The sequence below is a fragment of the Arthrobacter sunyaminii genome (genome assembly GCF_018866305.1).
In the GTDB taxonomy this organism is placed as follows: domain Bacteria; phylum Actinomycetota; class Actinomycetes; order Actinomycetales; family Micrococcaceae; genus Arthrobacter_B; species Arthrobacter_B sunyaminii.
This window is the reverse complement of record NZ_CP076456.1, coordinates 197,245-214,012: the sequence shown is the minus strand read 5'-3', so window position 1 is coordinate 214,012 and position 16,768 is coordinate 197,245. Positions and strand designations below refer to the sequence as shown.

The 16,768-nt window shown below is 66.1% G+C and carries 18 protein-coding genes and 1 riboswitch; of the genes, 12 read left to right on the top strand and 6 right to left on the bottom strand.

Annotation, left to right across the window (positions count from 1 at the left end; translation table 11 throughout):
• Positions 1-19: 19 nt before the first annotated feature.
• The 7 genes from KG104_RS01070 to KG104_RS01040 all read left to right on the top strand — a co-directional run bounded on the left by KG104_RS01070 (position 20) and on the right by KG104_RS01040 (position 6,432).
• Positions 20-826: an amino acid ABC transporter substrate-binding protein gene (locus tag KG104_RS01070; RefSeq protein WP_207348607.1), complete on the top strand. Its 807-nt coding sequence runs from the start codon at positions 20-22 to the stop codon at positions 824-826.
• 8 nt (positions 827-834) lie between these two features.
• Positions 835-1,503: an amino acid ABC transporter permease gene (locus KG104_RS01065; protein ID WP_104159909.1), complete on the top strand. Its 669-nt coding sequence runs from the start codon at positions 835-837 to the stop codon at positions 1,501-1,503.
• On the top strand, positions 1,490-2,266 hold the full coding sequence (locus tag KG104_RS01060) for an amino acid ABC transporter ATP-binding protein (RefSeq protein ID WP_207348606.1): 777 nt from the start codon (positions 1,490-1,492) through the stop codon (positions 2,264-2,266). The genes KG104_RS01065 and KG104_RS01060 overlap by 14 nt, the downstream gene beginning before the upstream one ends.
• Before the next feature lie 158 nt (positions 2,267-2,424).
• A complete protein-coding gene (gene purS, locus KG104_RS01055; protein WP_104053637.1) occupies positions 2,425-2,679 on the top strand; it encodes a phosphoribosylformylglycinamidine synthase subunit PurS in 255 nt (84 codons plus the stop codon).
• A complete protein-coding gene (purQ, locus tag KG104_RS01050; protein ID WP_372434211.1) occupies positions 2,679-3,455 on the top strand; it encodes a phosphoribosylformylglycinamidine synthase subunit PurQ in 777 nt (258 codons plus the stop codon). The genes purS and purQ overlap by 1 nt, the downstream gene beginning before the upstream one ends.
• A complete protein-coding gene (gene purL, locus KG104_RS01045; RefSeq protein WP_207348605.1) occupies positions 3,456-5,765 on the top strand; it encodes a phosphoribosylformylglycinamidine synthase subunit PurL in 2,310 nt (769 codons plus the stop codon).
• A gap of 133 nt (positions 5,766-5,898) precedes the next feature.
• Complete coding sequence (locus tag KG104_RS01040) at positions 5,899-6,432, top strand: GNAT family N-acetyltransferase (RefSeq protein WP_207348604.1); 534 nt, start codon at positions 5,899-5,901, stop codon at positions 6,430-6,432.
• Here the strand turns inward: KG104_RS01040 and KG104_RS01035 are convergent.
• Both KG104_RS01035 and KG104_RS01030 read right to left on the bottom strand, forming a co-directional pair.
• Complete coding sequence (locus tag KG104_RS01035; protein WP_207348603.1) at positions 6,408-6,977, bottom strand: DUF1990 family protein; 570 nt, start codon at positions 6,975-6,977, stop codon at positions 6,408-6,410. The two genes, KG104_RS01040 and KG104_RS01035, sit on opposite strands and share 25 nt — an antisense overlap.
• The gene (locus KG104_RS01030) at positions 6,974-7,360 is read right to left on the bottom strand and encodes an MmcQ/YjbR family DNA-binding protein (protein WP_104160627.1); all 387 of its coding nucleotides are present in this window, start codon (positions 7,358-7,360) and stop codon (positions 6,974-6,976) included. Before KG104_RS01030 ends, KG104_RS01035 begins: the two co-directional genes overlap by 4 nt.
• 111 nt (positions 7,361-7,471) lie before the next feature.
• On the opposite strand from KG104_RS01030, the gene KG104_RS01025 reads away from it, so the two are divergent.
• The gene (locus KG104_RS01025; RefSeq protein WP_237685526.1) at positions 7,472-8,299 is read left to right on the top strand and encodes a DUF1206 domain-containing protein; all 828 of its coding nucleotides are present in this window, start codon (positions 7,472-7,474) and stop codon (positions 8,297-8,299) included.
• A gap of 4 nt (positions 8,300-8,303) precedes the next feature.
• Here the strand turns inward: KG104_RS01025 and KG104_RS01020 are convergent, their stop codons facing one another.
• From KG104_RS01020 to KG104_RS01010, 3 genes are all read right to left on the bottom strand, one after another.
• Positions 8,304-8,723 carry a CoA-binding protein gene (locus KG104_RS01020; RefSeq protein ID WP_104053633.1) on the bottom strand — a complete coding sequence of 140 codons (420 nt, stop codon included), beginning with the start codon at positions 8,721-8,723 and terminating at the stop codon, positions 8,304-8,306.
• A gap of 56 nt (positions 8,724-8,779) precedes the next feature.
• On the bottom strand, positions 8,780-9,397 hold the full coding sequence (locus tag KG104_RS01015) for an alpha/beta fold hydrolase (protein ID WP_104159915.1): 618 nt from the start codon (positions 9,395-9,397) through the stop codon (positions 8,780-8,782).
• A 127-nt stretch (positions 9,398-9,524) separates the two neighbouring features.
• Complete coding sequence (locus tag KG104_RS01010; RefSeq protein ID WP_258060285.1) at positions 9,525-10,946, bottom strand: LLM class flavin-dependent oxidoreductase; 1,422 nt, start codon at positions 10,944-10,946, stop codon at positions 9,525-9,527.
• Positions 10,947-10,981: 35 nt separating this feature from the next.
• Positions 10,982-11,096: riboswitch (SAM riboswitch) on the bottom strand.
• 399 nt (positions 11,097-11,495) lie between these two features.
• On the opposite strand from KG104_RS01010, the gene KG104_RS01005 reads away from it, so the two are divergent.
• From KG104_RS01005 to acs, 4 genes are all read left to right on the top strand, one after another.
• Positions 11,496-12,320: an ABC transporter ATP-binding protein gene (locus KG104_RS01005; RefSeq protein ID WP_207348602.1), complete on the top strand. Its 825-nt coding sequence runs from the start codon at positions 11,496-11,498 to the stop codon at positions 12,318-12,320.
• A 107-nt stretch (positions 12,321-12,427) separates the two neighbouring features.
• A complete protein-coding gene (locus KG104_RS01000; protein ID WP_207348601.1) occupies positions 12,428-13,489 on the top strand; it encodes an aliphatic sulfonate ABC transporter substrate-binding protein in 1,062 nt (353 codons plus the stop codon).
• Positions 13,486-14,313 (top strand): ABC transporter permease, encoded by an 828-nt coding sequence (locus tag KG104_RS00995; protein ID WP_207348600.1) that lies wholly within the window; start codon positions 13,486-13,488, stop codon positions 14,311-14,313. Before KG104_RS01000 ends, KG104_RS00995 begins: the two co-directional genes overlap by 4 nt.
• Complete coding sequence (acs, locus tag KG104_RS00990) at positions 14,304-16,373, top strand: acetate--CoA ligase (protein ID WP_207348599.1); 2,070 nt, start codon at positions 14,304-14,306, stop codon at positions 16,371-16,373. The genes KG104_RS00995 and acs overlap by 10 nt, the downstream gene beginning before the upstream one ends.
• Here the strand turns inward: acs and KG104_RS00985 are convergent.
• Positions 16,367-16,627, bottom strand: coding sequence for a hypothetical protein (locus KG104_RS00985; protein ID WP_104053627.1), 261 nt, complete (start codon positions 16,625-16,627; stop codon positions 16,367-16,369). The genes acs and KG104_RS00985 overlap by 7 nt on opposite strands.
• Positions 16,628-16,768 lie beyond the last annotated feature (141 nt).

The window sequence follows — 16,768 nt, the reverse complement described above, 5'->3', positions numbered from 1 at the left end:
CCACACCCCTAGGAGACTCATGCGCATCCACAAGACCCTCGCAGCACTCGCACTGGCCACCGGGACCCTGACGCTTGCTGCCTGCGGGTCAGGCGGGACTGATGACGCCGCCACCGCTCCCACCGGACTTGAGGCCATTCAGGAAGCCGGCACCATAGTGGTTGGCACGGAAGGCACCTACCGTCCGTTCAGCTTCCACACTGACGGTTCGGGTGACCTGACCGGATATGACATCGAAATCACCGAGGCCGTAGCGGACAAACTCGGCCTTGACGTGGAGTTCGAAGAAACGCAGTGGGACGCCATCTTTGCCGGGCTGGAGGCCAACCGTTTTGCCATGATCGCCAATCAGGTGTCCATCAACCCCCAGCGCGAGGAATCATACGAGTTCTCCGAGCCCTACACCGTGAGCCCGGGGGTCATTGTGGTACCCGCCGGCGAATCGTCCATCAGCTCCTTTGCGGATCTGAAGGACAAGACCACCGCGCAGTCCCTCACCAGCAACTGGTACACACTGGCGCAGGAAAACGGGGCAAAAGTCGAAGCCGTGGAGGGCTGGGCCCAGGCAGTGGCCCTGCTGGAGCAGGGACGCGTTGACGCGACGGTCAATGACAAGCTCACGTACCTGGACTACATGCAGCAGACCCCTGACGCCCCGCTGGAGGTCGCCGCCGAAACCGATGACCCCGCGCTTTCGGCCTTCGCCTTCGCGAAGGGCAACACTGAACTGCGCGACGCCGTGAACGAAGCACTGTCCGAACTGCGTGCTGACGGAACGCTCGCCGAGATCTCGGAGAAGTACTTCGGCGAGAACGTCTCCGAGTAGGTCCGTCCGTGGATGAGTCGACCTGGGACCTTGTCCTGCGCTCCTTCCTGCCCCTTGTGGAAGGAGCGGTAAAGGGCACCATCCCGCTGGCCCTGGTCTCGTTTGTCCTGGGTCTGGCCATTGCGCTCGGCATCGCCCTGATGCGCCTGTCGAAGGTGCGGATCCTCTCCGGCATTGCCCGCGCCTACGTGTCGGTTGTCCGGGGCACGCCGCTGCTGGTCCAGCTCTTTGTCATCTTTTACGGGCTGCCTTCCATCGGAGTGCTGGTTCCCCCGTGGCCCAGCGCCGTCATCGCGTTCTCCCTCAACGTGGGCGGTTATGCGGCCGAAGTCATCAGGGCCGCCATCCTCTCCGTCCCGCGCGGCCAGTGGGAAGCGGCGTACACCATCCGGATGTCCCCCGCGCAGACCCTCATCCGCGTGATCCTCCCCCAGGCGGCACGGGTATCGGTGCCGCCACTCTCGAACACCTTCATCAGCCTGGTCAAGGACACTTCCCTCGCCTCGCTGATCCTCGTCACCGAGCTCTTCCGGCAGGCACAGGAGATAGCGGCCTTCAGCCGGGAGTTTATGGCCCTCTACATTGAGGCCGCCTTCATCTATTGGATGATCTGCCTCGTCCTGTCCACGGGACAATCAGCCCTTGAAAGGAGGCTGGACCGCCATGTCGCCAAATGAGAACCCGGCCGGGTCCGACGTCCTTACCGTCCGCGGCCTCCACAAACGCTTCGGCCCGGTGGAAGTGCTCAAGGGAATTGACCTGGACATCCGCCGCGGCCAAGTGGTTGCACTGATTGGTCCCAGCGGATCAGGCAAAACCACCGTCCTGCGCTGCCTCAACGGCCTGGAGGTACCTGGCTTGGGGACGGTGCAGTTTGCCGAAGGGGCCGCGGTGGACTTCGGCAGCAAACCTCCGCGCCGCACGGTGTCGGGATTGCGGGAACACAGCGCCATGGTTTTCCAGCACTACAACCTGTTTCCCCACCGCACGGTGCTGGAAAACGTGATGGAGGGGCCGGTTCGGGTGCAGCGGCGCCCCCGGGAGGAAGCCTCCGCAGACGCGCTGGCCCTGCTGGAACGCGTTGGGCTTGCCGACAAGAGCGACTCTTATCCTTATCAGCTCTCCGGCGGCCAGCAGCAGCGGGTGGGCATAGCCCGGGCACTCGCCCTCAAGCCGCGCCTGCTGCTTTTCGACGAGCCCACCTCCGCACTGGATCCGGAACTCGTGGGTGAGGTCCTGGAGGCCATCCGTGAACTCGCAGCCGAGGGCTGGACAATGCTGCTTGTCACGCACGAGCTTCGCTTCGCACGGGATGTGGCAGACCGCGTCATCTTCATGGACGGGGGCGTTGTCGTGGAGGAGGGGCCGCCCTCGGAGGTTCTTGCGGCCCCGAAGCAGGAGCGCACCCGCCAGTTCGTGCAGCGGCTGCTGGACCACTAGCGGCCCCGCCGAAAGGGCCGTTCCGGACCCCTGAAAGACACGAAAGGACGGGCACGGAAAACGCCGCTAGACTGGACAGTGCAAGCTCGCGGAGCGCTGAATCAGCGTGAGACGGCAGGGTCCGCGGCCACCCATTTTCTCTCACAGGAGTTGCCCGGATGCCCCGGATCGTTGTTGACGTTATGCCCAAACCCGAAATCCTCGATCCGCAGGGCAAGGCCATCGCCGGCGCCCTCCCGCGCCTGGGCCTGACCGGATTTACCGGCGTCCGCCAGGGCAAGCGCTTCGAACTGACCGTGGACGGCGACGTGACTGAAGAAGTCCTCGAGCAGGCACGCACGGCAGCCGCCACGCTGCTGTCCAACCCCGTTATTGAAGACGTCACCCGCGTTGAAGTAATCCCGGAGGCCTGATTTTGAGCACTCCCCTGATCGGCGACTTCTCCGTCGCCCCCGAAAACGATGCCCTGCGGGCCGTGCGGATTGGCATTGTCACCTTCCCCGGCACCCTGGACGACCGCGACGCCGCCCGTGCGGTAACGCTCGCCGGCGGCACCGCCGTCGGCCTCTGGCACAACGAAGCGAACCTGCAAAGCGTGGACGCCGTCATCATCCCCGGCGGTTTCTCCTACGGGGACTACCTCCGCGCCGGGGCCATCGCCCGCTTTGCGCCGCTGATGGACAAGGTGGTGGATGCCTCCAAGGGCGGCATGCCCGTGCTGGGCATCTGCAACGGCTTCCAGATCCTCACCGAGGCACATCTGCTGCCCGGCTCCATGATCAAGAACAACCACCTCAAGTTCTCCTGCGCGGACCAGCTCCTGCGCGTGGAAAACAACACCACGGCCTGGACCGGTTCCTACGAGAAAAACTCCGGCATGGTCATTCCACTGAAAAACCAGGACGGCCAGTACGTCGCGGATGAAAAGACGCTGGACGAGCTCGAGGGTGAAGGCCGCGTGGTGTTCCGCTACGACGGCGCCAACCCCAACGGCTCGCGCCGGAACATTGCCGGCATCACCAACGCCGCCGGCAACGTCGTGGGACTCATGCCGCACCCCGAACATGCGGTAGAGGCCGGCTTCGGCCCGGATTCCTCCGCCTACGGCGAGGTCGGGCTGGGCTACGGCACCGACGGCCTGGGCATTTTCACCTCAGTTCTCACCTCGCTTGTTGCCGGAGGCAAATAAATGACAGTTTCCGCAGACTCCCCCGCCGGAGCGAAGAAATTCCGCATCGACACCGTCGAGCACGCCGCCGCGACCCCGGACACCGATCTCCCCTGGGCCGAACTCGGCCTGAAGGAAGACGAATACAACCGCGTTGTGGAAATCCTGGGCCGCCGCCCCACCGCGGCGGAACTGGCCATGTACTCGGTCATGTGGTCCGAGCACTGCTCCTACAAGTCCTCCAAGGTGCACCTGAAACAGTTCGGTGAGAAGGTCACCGAGAAGATGAAGGAGCACCTGCTGGTGGGCATCGGCGAGAACGCCGGCGTCGTGGACATCGGCGAGGGCTGGGCCGTGACCTTCAAGGTGGAATCCCACAACCACCCCTCCTTCGTGGAGCCCTACCAGGGCGCCGCGACCGGCGTCGGCGGCATTGTCCGCGACATCATTTCCATGGGCGCCCGCCCGGTGGCCGTGATGGATCCGCTGCGTTTCGGCGCCATCGACCACCCCGACACCGCCCGGCTGGTGCACGGCATCGTCTCCGGCATCGGCGGCTACGGCAACTCCCTGGGCCTGCCCAACATCGGCGGCGAAGTGGTCTTTGACTCCGTCTACCAGGGCAACCCGCTGGTCAACGCGCTGGCCGTGGGCGTCATGCGCCACGAGGACATCCGCCTGGCCAACGCCTCCGGCGTGGGCAACAAGGTGGTCCTGTTCGGTGCGCGCACCGGCGGCGACGGCATCGGCGGCGCCTCAGTGCTGGCCTCCGAATCCTTCGACGCCACCAAACCGTCCAAGCGCCCCGCCGTGCAGGTGGGCGATCCGTTCGCGGAAAAGGTCCTCATCGAGTGCTGCCTGGAACTGTTCAAGGCTTCCGTGGTGGAGGGCATCCAGGACCTGGGCGCGGCCGGCATTTCCTGCGCGACGTCGGAACTGGCGTCCAACGGCGACGGCGGCATGCACGTGGAGCTCACCAACGTGCTGCTGCGCGATCCCACCCTGACCCCGGGCGAAATCCTGATGTCAGAGTCGCAGGAACGCATGATGGCCGTGGTCACGCCGGAGAACGTTGAGGCGTTCGAGGCCATCATGGACAAGTGGAACGTGGAGTACTCCTGGCTCGGCGAGGTCACCGGCACCGGCCGGCTGATCATCGACTGGGACGGCGAAACGATCGTCGACGTCGATCCCAAGACCGTGGCGCACGAGGGCCCGGTGTACCACCGCCCCTTCCACCGCCCCGAATGGCAGGACAAGGTGCAGGCCGACGCTTTTGCCGGCTCCCGCCCGTTCGGCGCCGAGGCCATCAAGGCATCCATCCTGGAGCTGATGGCTTCCCCCAACATGTGCGACAAGTCCTGGGTCACCAACCAGTTTGACCGCTACGTCCAGGGCAACACCGCACTGGCAATGCCCGACGACGCCGGTGTCATCCGCGTGGATGAGACAACCGGTTTGGGCGTGGCCATCTCCACCGACGCCAATGGCCGTTACACCTACCTCAACCCTTACGAGGGTGCGCGTCTGGCCCTGGCCGAGTCCTACCGCAACGTGGCCACCTCCGGGGCCACCCCGCTGGCGGTGACCGACTGCCTGAACTTCGGCTCCCCCGAGGATCCCGAGGTTATGTGGCAGTTCGCCGAGGCCGTCCGCGGCCTGGCCGACGGCTGCCAGGAACTGGGCATCCCGGTCACAGGCGGCAACGTCTCCCTGTACAACCAGACCGGCGGCGTTGCCATCCACCCCACCCCCGTGGTGGGTGTGCTGGGCGTGTTCGACGACGTCGCCCGCCGCACGCCGTCGGGCTGGCGCGAAGACGGTCAGGCCATCTACCTGATGGGCGTCACGAAGGACGAGCTGGACGGCTCAGAATTCGCCAACCTGCACGGCCACCTGGGCGGACAGCCGCCCGCGGTGGACCTGAAGACGGAAAAGCTGCTCGGCGAACTGCTGGTCAACGCCTCCCGCGACGGCATGATCGACGCCGCGCATGACCTCTCCGAAGGCGGTCTCGCAGCGGCCCTGTCCGAGATGGCGCTGCGCTTCGGCGTGGGTGCCCGCATTGGGCTGGACGAGGTCTGCGAACGCGACGGCGTGGACCTGTTCACGATGCTGTTCTCCGAGTCCCAGTCCCGTGCCCTGGTGTCCGTGGCCCGCAGTGAAGAGGTCCGTTTCAAGGACATGTGCTCGGCCCGCGGCTATGCGCACATGCGTATTGGCGTGGTGGACACCGAGATTGAGGCGCTGGACTTCCAGGGCCGCTTCTCGCTGCCCCTGTCCGAGTTGAAGGAAGCCCACGAGGGAACCCTGCCGAAGCATTTCGGCTAACCTCCTCTCCGTCCGCTGAGGGCGGCAGGTGCTCGTCCCGTCCGGGGCCGCCCCTGCCGCCCTCTGTCACGATGTGGGGAAGATCTCTTTCCCTGAGTGAGGGCACGGGCCGTCTGACGTGCACAATTATGCTGTGACCCTTACCCCGGAACGTTCGGCACCCTCCACGAGTGTGCTCACCGAACGGCTGCGCCTGGAGACCATGTCTCCCGCAGAGATGGATGCCCTTATTAGCCAGTCCCGGCTGCCAGACTGGGCCGAGGACTTTCCCCAGCCCACGGACCTCGACGCCGCCCGGCAGTTTTTTGAACAGGGCCTTCACACCGCTGCCCCTGCCCTGGCGACGCGGGTTATCCGCGAGCAGAAGACGGGCGAGGTGGTGGGAACCATTGGTTTCCTGATGCTGCCTGAGGCGGGCGACGCGGAGGTGAGCTACAGCGTGGTTCCTTCCCGCCGCAATCAGGGCTACGCAACTGAGTCACTGCTTGCGCTCTCCCGGGTGGCTCTGGACGAGCCCACCGTCTCCCGGGTCATTGCCCACACGGAGGAAGAGAACACCGCCTCGCAGGAACTCCTGCTCACCGCCGGTTTTATGCCGGTAGAAATCCCGGGCCTGGGACTGACGTTTGTCCTGCTCCGTGATCAGTTGCCGGACGCGAGTTTGTAGGCTGCGCCCAGGTACCGCCGGGTGATGAAGGCCTGCACTGCACGGTTGGCGAAGTCTCCGGCAGCTATCACCTTGTTGGCAGGGCGGCTGTAGGCAGCGATGCGGAAGATGAGCTTTCCGTCGCCGTCCAGTTCAGCGTAGAAACCCTCTTCGCCCCGTTCCGGATGCCCGCGAAGGGTTCCGTAGCCGAAGCCGGCCCGCTGCCCCGGAACCGGGGTGCCGTCGTCGTCCACTGCTGGCTCATCAGCCCACAAAACCCGGCAGGGAGCGTAGTAGCGCAGCGGTCCCGCGCCGATCCCGGAGGCCATTTCCACTCCCGGCGCCGCACGCGGCGTGCCCGGCGCCACCCGCAGCCCGCTTCTCCGGTGCAAATCCCAGTTCAGAATTCCGCTGGCCAGCCGCAGGTACCCGGCCGCCGGATCCGGAATGTCAAAACTCTCCCGGCGCAGCACCAGCCGGTAGCCTTCAGGCCACCGGTCGGTCAGCGGCTGCGGATAGGGCCGGCGGGTGTAGCCGCTTTCCGCATAGCTCAGATCCCGGCTCATCCACCCGCCAGCCCTTTCCAGGCCAGCGACTCGCGGTCCCGTGCCGGAAGGGAGGCCACCACCAGATCATAGGAATCCTCCACCAAATCGCGCACCAGCCCGTCCTCCAGTCCGTCATCCAGCACCACGGAATTCCAGTGGGTCTTGTTCATGTGCCAGGCACCGTTGATTTGCGGATGCGCGGCCCGCAGCTGCCGGGCCAACTCCGGCTCGCACTTCAGGCTGATCGTCAGCGGAAGACCGGCCAGCGCACACAGGGCAAACATTTTCGCCTTGCCGCCGGTTGCCTGGACCTTGAACACGGACGATTCCGGACCAAAGGGGAAGTCCTCGTAAGCGCCCGGGAAGCCCAGGCACAACCGCCTTACCTCTGCCGCGTCCATCATCCGAGCGTAGTACGTCGCCCCAGGCCGCGCCACAGGTGACAAAATGGAAGCCAGACCAGCATCAACCCGCCACACACCGCACGTGTGCTCACCTAACGGAGGACAGTTTTGGCTCGCACAGGACATGGGGACCGGCTCGCTTCGGCCGCGGAAAAAGCGGCGGATTCACAGGGGTTTGAGCGGGCCGCACGCATGGGATACGTCGCCAGCGGAGTGCTGCACCTGCTCATCGGCGTGATCGCCCTGCAGATTGCGTCCGGCAGCGGCGGCAGCGCGGATTCCTCCGGCGCCGTCTCTGCCCTGGCCGCCCAGCCGGGCGGACTGGTCCTGCTCTGGATCTGTTTCCTGGGCTGCCTCGCCCTCGCGCTGTTTCAGGCATCGCGCGTCTGGCTGGACGGCCGCGGGCTGCAGGGCAAAGACGCCTGGAAAGTGCGAGGCTCCGCGGCCACCCAGGCCATCACCTACGGTGCCATCGGCGTATCCTTCGGCACCGTAGCCCTGGGCGGCGGCACGGATAGCGGCGAGAGTTCCGCAGGCTGGAGCGCCAAGCTGATGGCGCAGCCGGCGGGCGCCGTCCTGCTGGGCCTGGTGGGACTTGGCATCGTCGGTGTTGGCGGCTATTTCATTTTCAAGGGCGCCACCGGACGTTTCCGCAAGGATTTGACGGCGATTCCGGCGGGCATCTGGGACCGCGCCGTCACCATTACCGGCACGCTGGGCTTTGTCGCCAAGGGAGTGTCCCTGGCTATTCTGGGCCTCCTTGTGATGGTGGCTGCTTTCACGGCCGACCCGGAGAAGTCCACCGGGCTCGACGGCGCACTCCGCGCCCTGCGCGAGCAGCCCTTCGGCGTGCTGGCGCTGGGAGCCGTGGGCGCCGGAATGATCTGTTACGGGTTGTACACCGGGATCCTGCGCGCCCGGTTCGCCAAGCTGTAACGGATCAGAGACCGAACCGGGGAGCTTCGATGACGGGACAGGTGTCCATGACCACGTCCAGCCCGGCGTCGGCCGCCCGCTGCGCCGCTGCCTCGTCGATCACGCCCAGCTGGAGCCACACCGCCTTGGCGCCTGCCTCGATGGCCTGGTCCACTATGTTCCCGACACGGGAGGAATTCACGAAGCAGTCAACGACGTCGATCTGTCCGGGGATTTCGCTGAGCTGCCGGTAGCCCTTGTTGCCGTGGACATCGTCTCCCTTCAGGCTCACCGGGATGATTTCCATTCCGAGGTGGTCCTGGATGTAACGGGAGACGCCGACGGCGGTGCGGCGCGGATTGTTGGACAGGCCCACCACCGCCCAGCGGGCGCCCTTGTTGGTCAGAAGTGCTTCGACAACTGCGGGGTTATTGACGTGTGTCATCTGCCGTCCTTCGGTGGGCTCTGGATCGGGCACCAGCTTACGCCCGGCTGCGTGTCTCAGCTCAGGAAAGATTCGATGGCATCGGCCAGGGCGGTCTCCGGCACACTGGCGGTGTTGCCTTCCAGCAGCTGGAACTCCCCTTCCTCCAGGGCATCGGCGGCCCGCCGGGCCAGATCCTGCGTTTCGTTGCCGCTGGCGCTCCCTGCCAGCACCAGCACGGGCACCTGCACACCGCCGAGTCCCTCAAGTTCCGTCTGCAGCACCAGCATCTCGTCTTCGCCCTCCTCCAGGGCCAGGGTCGGCTCCAGCGCGACAACCCGCGTGATCACGGCGGATTCCTCGGCGGCGCGCAGCGCCAGGAAGGCACCAGACGCGAACCCGTAGAGGTCTGCCCTTCCGCCGGCCACCTGCACCACTGCCAGCAGGTCATCAACGTCGGACTCGGCCGTATACTCCTCCCCCACGTCGCTTTCACCCAGTCCGCGCCGGTCATACGTGTAGACGGTGTGGTTTCCGGAGAGCAGCTGCGCCAGGGCCCGGGTACTGGAACTGTTGCGGTCAGCTGTCAGCGGATCCACGATCACCAGGGGTGGACCGTCGCCCTGCCGGGACCAGGCGATGCGGGTGCCGTCGGCGGAAAGGGCCATGCCGGTGGCGCTGGGTGAGGGTTCCATAGCCGACTCCTGCTCGCTAAAGGGGTTCACTGCGCGGACCCTTCAAACGTAAGGAGGCAGTCCGTCCCCGGTCAATGGCCCCGCCCGGAACCCGCCCCGCAAACCTCCGGCCGGACGGCGGAACCCCTCAGCGTGCCGGAATCCCTGCCGGCTGCAGACGGAAGGACGCGCCGCGGTGGTTTTCGGGCAGCTTGTCACCGGCACCGAAGAGCTTGTGGCGCAGCGTCCCCGGGGTATATTCCGTCCGGTAGGCACCGCGCTTCTGCAGCTCCGGCACCACAAATTCCACCACGTCCTCGAAGGTACCCGGGGTAATGGCGTAGGCCAGGTTGAAGCCGTCCACATCGGTCTCTTCCACCCACCGGATCAGCTCCTCGGCGACGTCGGACCCCGAGCCCACCAGCCGCGGACCCAGCCCGCCGATCCCCGCGGATTCGGCGATGTCGCGCACCGTCCAGGGTTCGCCGTCGTCCTTCGCTTTTTGGAAGTTGTCCGCGGCAGACTGGATCGCATTGGACTGCACATTGCCCAGCGGCTCGTCCAGGTTGTAGGTGGACAGATCCACGCCGAGCCAGCCGGACATCAGGGCCAGGGCACCCTCGTCGCTGGCGTACCGCTGGTAGTCCACATGCTTGGCTTCGGCTTCCTCGGATGTTGCCGCGGTGATGATGGTCAGCAGCGTGTAGATCCGGATGGAGTGGCGGTCCCGGCCGGCGGCTTCGGCGGCATCACGAATCCGGGTGACCGTGGCCCTGAGCTTTTCCTTCGTGGGGGCGCCCACGAAGACGGCCTCGGCATTGCCGGCGGCAAAGGCAATGCCCCGCGGCGAGGCGCCGGCCTGGAAGATCACCGGGGTGCGCTGCGGTGACGGCTCACTGATATGGATGCCGGGAACCTTGAAGTACTTGCCCTCATGGTTGATGTCATGCACCTTCGCCGGGTCGGTGAAGATGCCGCTGTCCTTGTCCCGGACGACGGCGTCATCCTCCCAGGAGCCTTCCAGCAGCTTGTAGATCACCTCGAGGTATTCATCCGCGTGGTTGTAGCGCTCGTCGTGCTCAAGCTGGTCTTCGGCACCCATGTTGCGGGCCGCCGAGGGCAGGTAGCCGGTAACCACGTTCCAGCCAACCCGGCCGTTGGTGAGGTGGTCCAGGGTGGAGAGGCGCCGCGCGAAGGGGTAGGGGTGTTCATAGGCTGTTCCCGCGGTGATGCCGAAACCGAGGTGCTCGGTGACCAGTGCCATGGCGGAGACCAGCAGCAGCGGGTCATTCACCGGCACCTGGGTGCCCTGCCGCAGTGTGGCCTCGTTGGAGTTTCCATACACGTCATAGGTACCCAGGACGTCTGCGATAAAAATGCCGTCAAACAATCCGCGCTCGCAGGTTTGGGCCAGGTTGGCCCAATAGCGGAGATCCGTGTAATTCGCGGACTGGTCCTGCGGATGGCGCCACAGTCCCGGAGACTGATGGCCCACGCAGTTCATGTCAAAGGCGTTGAACCGGATCTGCCGCCGGCTGTTCTGAGGTGTTGAGGAAGATGATTCGGACACGGGGAAATCCTTCGGGACGGGACGCACCCGCTGGGGCGCCGTACTTGCCGTTCGCGGACGCGACACGGCCGGATCCTCATCTGGGGCACCCCGCTACGGAAAGAGGGTTGCCGCCCAACCAGCCAGAGCTTTGCGTTGGGACTCATGATCCTTCGCCACCAGTATTTGCACAGCGGAACAGGCAAGGAAAGAACATGACCCCGTGTGAACGGATTTATGACCCCGCATGACCACTGGTTGGCAGCACGCCCCATCCTGTCCCAGACTCCACAGATAGCTTGGCCTCCACTCCCACCCCCCCGGCGCCCCCGCCGGCACAGGCGGCGTCGAAATATTACGCGGGGGACTTGCCGGTTTCCGCAATCGCGCGTTTAGTTGCTCTTGACCATCCCGAGCGGCTGAGAGACCTGGATCAGTGAAGCCGCAGCAACCCTGGTTGCCGTACCTCCTCCTTGAGGGACGGCAATAGCGAGGACAACACCGCAGGAGGCCTACCGGCCCAAGGCGTTATCCGTAGGGTGCTACTGCCAGGACCGATGGAGAGTTAACATGACCGCTCTGGCTTCACAGTCCCCTGCCGCCGCGCCGCCCCAAACGCGCGCCGCCGGCTCCGCCCTTCCCGTTGCCTTTTCCTCCCTCGGCCGCGCATTCGGCTCCGGCGGTGAAACCCACCAGGTGCTGCGGGACATCACCTTTGACGTACATGCCGGCGAAGTCCTGGCCATCCTGGGCTCCAGCGGCTGCGGAAAGTCCACGCTCCTGCGGGCCGCAGCCGGCCTGGACGCTCCAACCAGCGGGGAAGTCCGGATCAACGGAACACCCGTGCGCGGCATTGATGACCGGTGCGCCGTCGCGTTCCAGGAACCGCGGCTGCTGCCCTGGCAAACCCTGCAGGCCAACATCGCCATGGGCCTGCCCAAGGGCATCAGCGCCAAGAACGGCAAGGCCAAGGTGGCCGAACTGCTGGAGCTGGTGGAACTGGCCGCCTTCGCCAAACACCGTCCCCGGGCAGTTTCCGGCGGCATGGCGCAGCGCGCTTCTCTTGCCCGGGCCCTTGCCCGCACGCCCGGCGTGCTCCTGCTGGATGAACCGTTCGGTGCACTGGATGCCCTGACCCGACTGAAGATGCAGGACCTGCTGCTCGCGGTTCACCGGGCCACCCCCACCACGGTGCTGCTGGTAACCCACGACGTGGACGAAGCCCTCCAGCTGGCGGACCGCATCATCGTCCTGGGCAGGGAGCCCGGTGCTTCCGGAGCCACCATTACAGACACCATCACCGTGCCCGGCCCGCGCCCGCGGAACCGCGCCTCGGCCGAGCTGGCCCGAATGCGCGGCGAGCTCCTGGCCCGCCTCGGCGTCGACCGCCACTAGAACTTCTCCCGGCGTCACCCGTCTAAGGGCCGCTACCCCCGCCGTTCTGCGCCCATTTTGCGCATGAACCGCGATGCCTCGCAGCCAACTCATCAGAAAGAATTTCCATGAACAGCCGTTCCCTCAGTTCCCCCTCAGCTTCCCGCACCGCGCTCAAGGCCCTGGCCGCAGCCGCCGCCGCAGCTTCCCTGCTGCTGACCGGTTGCGTGGCAGGCGAGGATTCCGATGCCGCCGCCGACGCCGGCGCGGCCGACGGCGGAACCCTCACCCTCGACTTCGCCACCTACAACCCGCTCAGCCTGATCATCAAGGACCAGGGCTGGCTGGAATCCGCCCTCGCCGACGACGGCGTCACGGTGGAGTGGGTGCAGTCGGCCGGCTCCAACAAGGCCAATGAAAACCTGCGCTCCGGGGCGATCGACGTCGGTTCCACCGCAGGCTCCGCAGCACTGCTGCACCGCGCCAACGGATCCCCGATCAAGGCCATCGACATTTTCTCCCAGCCGGAATGGGCGGCCCTGGCGGTGGGCGCCGACTCGGACATCACCTCCGTGGCGGACCTCAAGGGCAAGTCCGTGGCGGCCACCAAGGGCACCGACCCCTACTTCTTCCTGGTCCAGGCCCTGGACGAAGCCGGACTGAGCCTGGACGACGTCACCGTGGAACAGCTGCAGCACGCAGACGGCCGGAGCGCCCTGGAAAACGGATCAGTGGATGCGTGGGCAGGGCTGGACCCGATCATGGCGGGTGCCGAACAAAACGGTGCCCGGTTGATCCACCGCAACCTGGACTTCAACACCTACGGCATCCTTGCCGCCAACGAATCCTTCCTGGAAGAGGATCCGGAACTCGCCCAGGCGGTGGTCAACGCCTATGAGAAGGCCCGCGCGTGGGCTGCTGAAAACCCGGAGGAAACGGCGCAGATCCTGGCCGAGGTTGCCGGCCTGGACCTGGCGGTGGCCCAGACCGTGGTGCTGGAACGCAGCAATCTGGACGTGGACCCCGCCCCGGGTGAGGCCCAGCGCAGCGTGCTTGAGAAAATCGGCCCCACACTGGTGGAAACCGGGGACGTCGCGAGCCAGGATGCCGTGGACAAGGCACTGGACGGCCTGTTCGATGACTCCTTCGTGAAGTCCGCTGATCCCGAGTCCATTTCGGATGCACAGTGAGTTCGGCCCTGAAGACCCCGGCATCCGCGAGCGCCGGTGCCGGGAATACAGCGCCGGCCGACACCATCCTGGCCAGCCGCTGGACCCGCGCGGGCCTGGGCCTGGTGGTTCCCGTCCTGGTACTGGCCGCCTGGCAGATCAGCACAGCCGCCGGTATCTTCAGCCCGGTCCAGCTGCCCTCGCCGTCGGCCGTCTACACCGCGGCAGCTGACCTGATCGGCCGCGGCCAGCTGGGCAACCACGTGGCCATCTCCACCCAGCGGGTGCTCATCGGTTTCGCCGCCGGCGGGCTGCTGGGCCTGGCCCTGGGCGCCGTGCTGGGGCTGTCCCGCCTGGCCGACATCCTGCTGGGTCCGATGATCGGCGCACTGCGTGCCGTGCCGTCGCTGGCCTGGGTCCCCCTGCTGATCCTGTGGCTGAAGATCGGCGAGGACTCCAAAATCACGCTGATTGCGATCGGTGCCTTCTTCCCGGTGTTCACCACCGTGTCACTGGCCCTGCGCCACGTGGACCGGAACCTGGTGGAGGCCGCCCGCGCCTTCGGACTCAACGGGCTGAAACTCCTGACCACGGTGCAGCTGCCCGCCGTCGTTCCGGCGGTATTCTCCGGGCTGCGGCTGGCGCTGGCACAGTCCTGGCTGTTCCTCGTGGCCGCGGAACTCATCGCCTCTTCCATGGGGCTGGGCTTCCTGCTGACCGATTCGCAAAACAACGGGCGCACCGACCGGCTGCTGCTGGCCATCATCCTGCTGGCGGTGATCGGCAAGATTACCGACGCCCTGCTGGGACTGGCCGAAAAGAAGGCGGTGGCCAAATGGGCCTGAGCACAACACTGCAGGAAACACTCGAAGAAGCACTGCAGGATGTGAAGAGCTCGGCGGCGGACCCAACCACCGAAACCGAGCGGATCGCGTTCTGGGAAGCCGCCGCCCGGCGGTTGCAGTGGGAGCAGCCCTGGCACACGGCGCATACGTTTACCCCGCCGCAGCGGCTGAGCGGACCGGAGATCCCGGAGCCCGAGGCCGAGTACAGCATCCCTGCCATCGAATGGTTTGCCGGCGGAACCCTGAACGTGGCGGTGAACTGCGTGGACCGCCACGTTGCCGCCGGCCGCGGGGACAAGGTGGCCCTGCACTTCGAGGGCGAGCCCGGCGACCGGCGCACGGTCACCTACGCGGATCTGCAGCGCGAGGTCTCCCGCGCCGCCAACGCACTGCTGAACCTGGGCATCGGCAAAGGTGACCGCGTGGTCATCTACCTGCCGGTCATCGTGGAAACCATCGTCATCACGCTGGCGTGTGCCCGGATCGGCGCCGTCCATTCCCTCGTGTTTGGCGGCTTTTCCGCCGAGGCCCTGAAATTCCGGGTCGAGGACGCCGGCGCCAAGCTGCTGGTCACCACCGACGGCCAGTTCCGCCGCGGCGCCGCCGTGCCGGTGAAGGACAATGCCGATGCAGCCGTGTCCGGGGCCAACGCCGTCGAACACGTTCTGGTGGTCCGCCGCACGGGCTGCGACATCGCCTGGACCGAAGGCCGCGACCTCTGGTGGCACGAGACCGTGGACACCGCCTCCAACATCCACGAACCCGAGGCGTTCGACGCCGAAACACCGTTGTTCATCATGTACACGTCCGGAACCACCGGACGTCCCAAAGGCCTCGTGCACACCATGGGCGGTTACCTGACCCAGGCGTCCTGGAGCTACGAGTTCCTTTTCGCCAACCCGGACGAACGTGCACGGGAAGCGGACGTCCACTGGTGCACCGCGGATCTGGCCTGGGTCACCGCGCACACCTACGAGATCTACGGGCCGCTCTCCAACGGCGTCACCCAGGTGATCTTCGAGGGCACCCCGAACACCCCGCATCCGGGACGGCATTTCGAGATCATCGAGCGCTACAAGGTGACCAGTTATTACACCGCTCCCACCCTGGTCCGGTCGCTGATGGGCTGGTTCCCCGACGGCGTCCCGGACACCTGGGACTTGTCCTCCATCCGCCTGCTCGGCACCGTGGGCGAGGCCGTGAATCCCGAGGCGTGGCGGTGGATGCGCGGGCAGCTCGGCCGCGGCGAAGTTCCCGTGATCGACACCTGGTGGCAGTCCGAAACCGGCGCCACCATCCTCTCCCCGCGTCCCACCGACACCGGCTTCAAGCCCGGCTGCGCCTCCCGTGCCCTGCCCGGGGTATCCACCCGGATTGTGGATGACGCCGGAAACCCGGTTCCCCCGCACACCCAGGGGTTCATCGTGGTGGACAAAACCGGCCCGGCCATGGCCCGCACCGTCTGGGGCGATCCGCAGCGTTACTTGGCGTCCTACTGGCGGCAGTACGCACGGCAGGGCTGGTTCCTCGCCGGTGACGGCGCCAAGTACGACGACGACGGCGACACCTGGATCCTGGGCCGCACCGACGACGTCCTCAACGTCTCCGGACACCGGCTGTCCACGATTGAAATCGAGTCCGCGCTGGTGTCCCATCCCTGGGTCACCGAAGCCGGGGTCTGCCCGGTTGCGGATCCGAAGACCGGGCATGCCATTGCCGCGTTCGTCGTGCTGTCCTCCGCTGCACCCGCCGCGGGCACCGAAGCGGGCACCAAAGCGGGCACCAAAGCGGGCACCAAACCGGATTCGGATTTCACCCAGCGGGTCACGGCTGAGCTCCGGGCACACGTTGCCCGGCAGATCGGGCCGATCGCCAAGCCGGCCGCCGTCGTCGTGGTTCCTGATGTTCCCAAGACGCGGTCCGGGAAGATCATGCGCCGCCTGCTGACGCAGCTGTTCGAGGGCACGCCACTGGGCGACACCACCAGCCTGCAGAATGAACCGTGCATCGCGGACATCGCGGATGTGTGTGAAGCGCGCCGCCGCGGGGTTTCTCAGTGAACGCGGGCCAGGGTCACCCGGTCCAGCACCACCACGCCGCCCATCAGGCGGTGGATGCGCACGAATTCCGTGGGCGAAACCTCCAGCATGGTGGTGTCCGCCTTGGCCGGCAGCAGGTCAGCGTGCATGCCCTCCAGCAGTTCCAGGAACAGCCGGTTAGCCTCCACCGGCGGCATCGGATCGGTGGCGGTGACCTTGTGTGTAGCAGCGGCAACTTTGTAGCCGGTCTCGATGACAACCACGTATTGGTCCATTGGGATCTTGCCCTTCGTCGTGCCGTCCGGCTCCCCCGCCGCTGTCCGTCTCGGATCTGCGGTTCTGCCCAGCCTTGCAGTCCTGTTCCCCATTGTTCGTCCGCCGCCCTCTACTTGCAACGATCCACCCGCCGCTTTGCG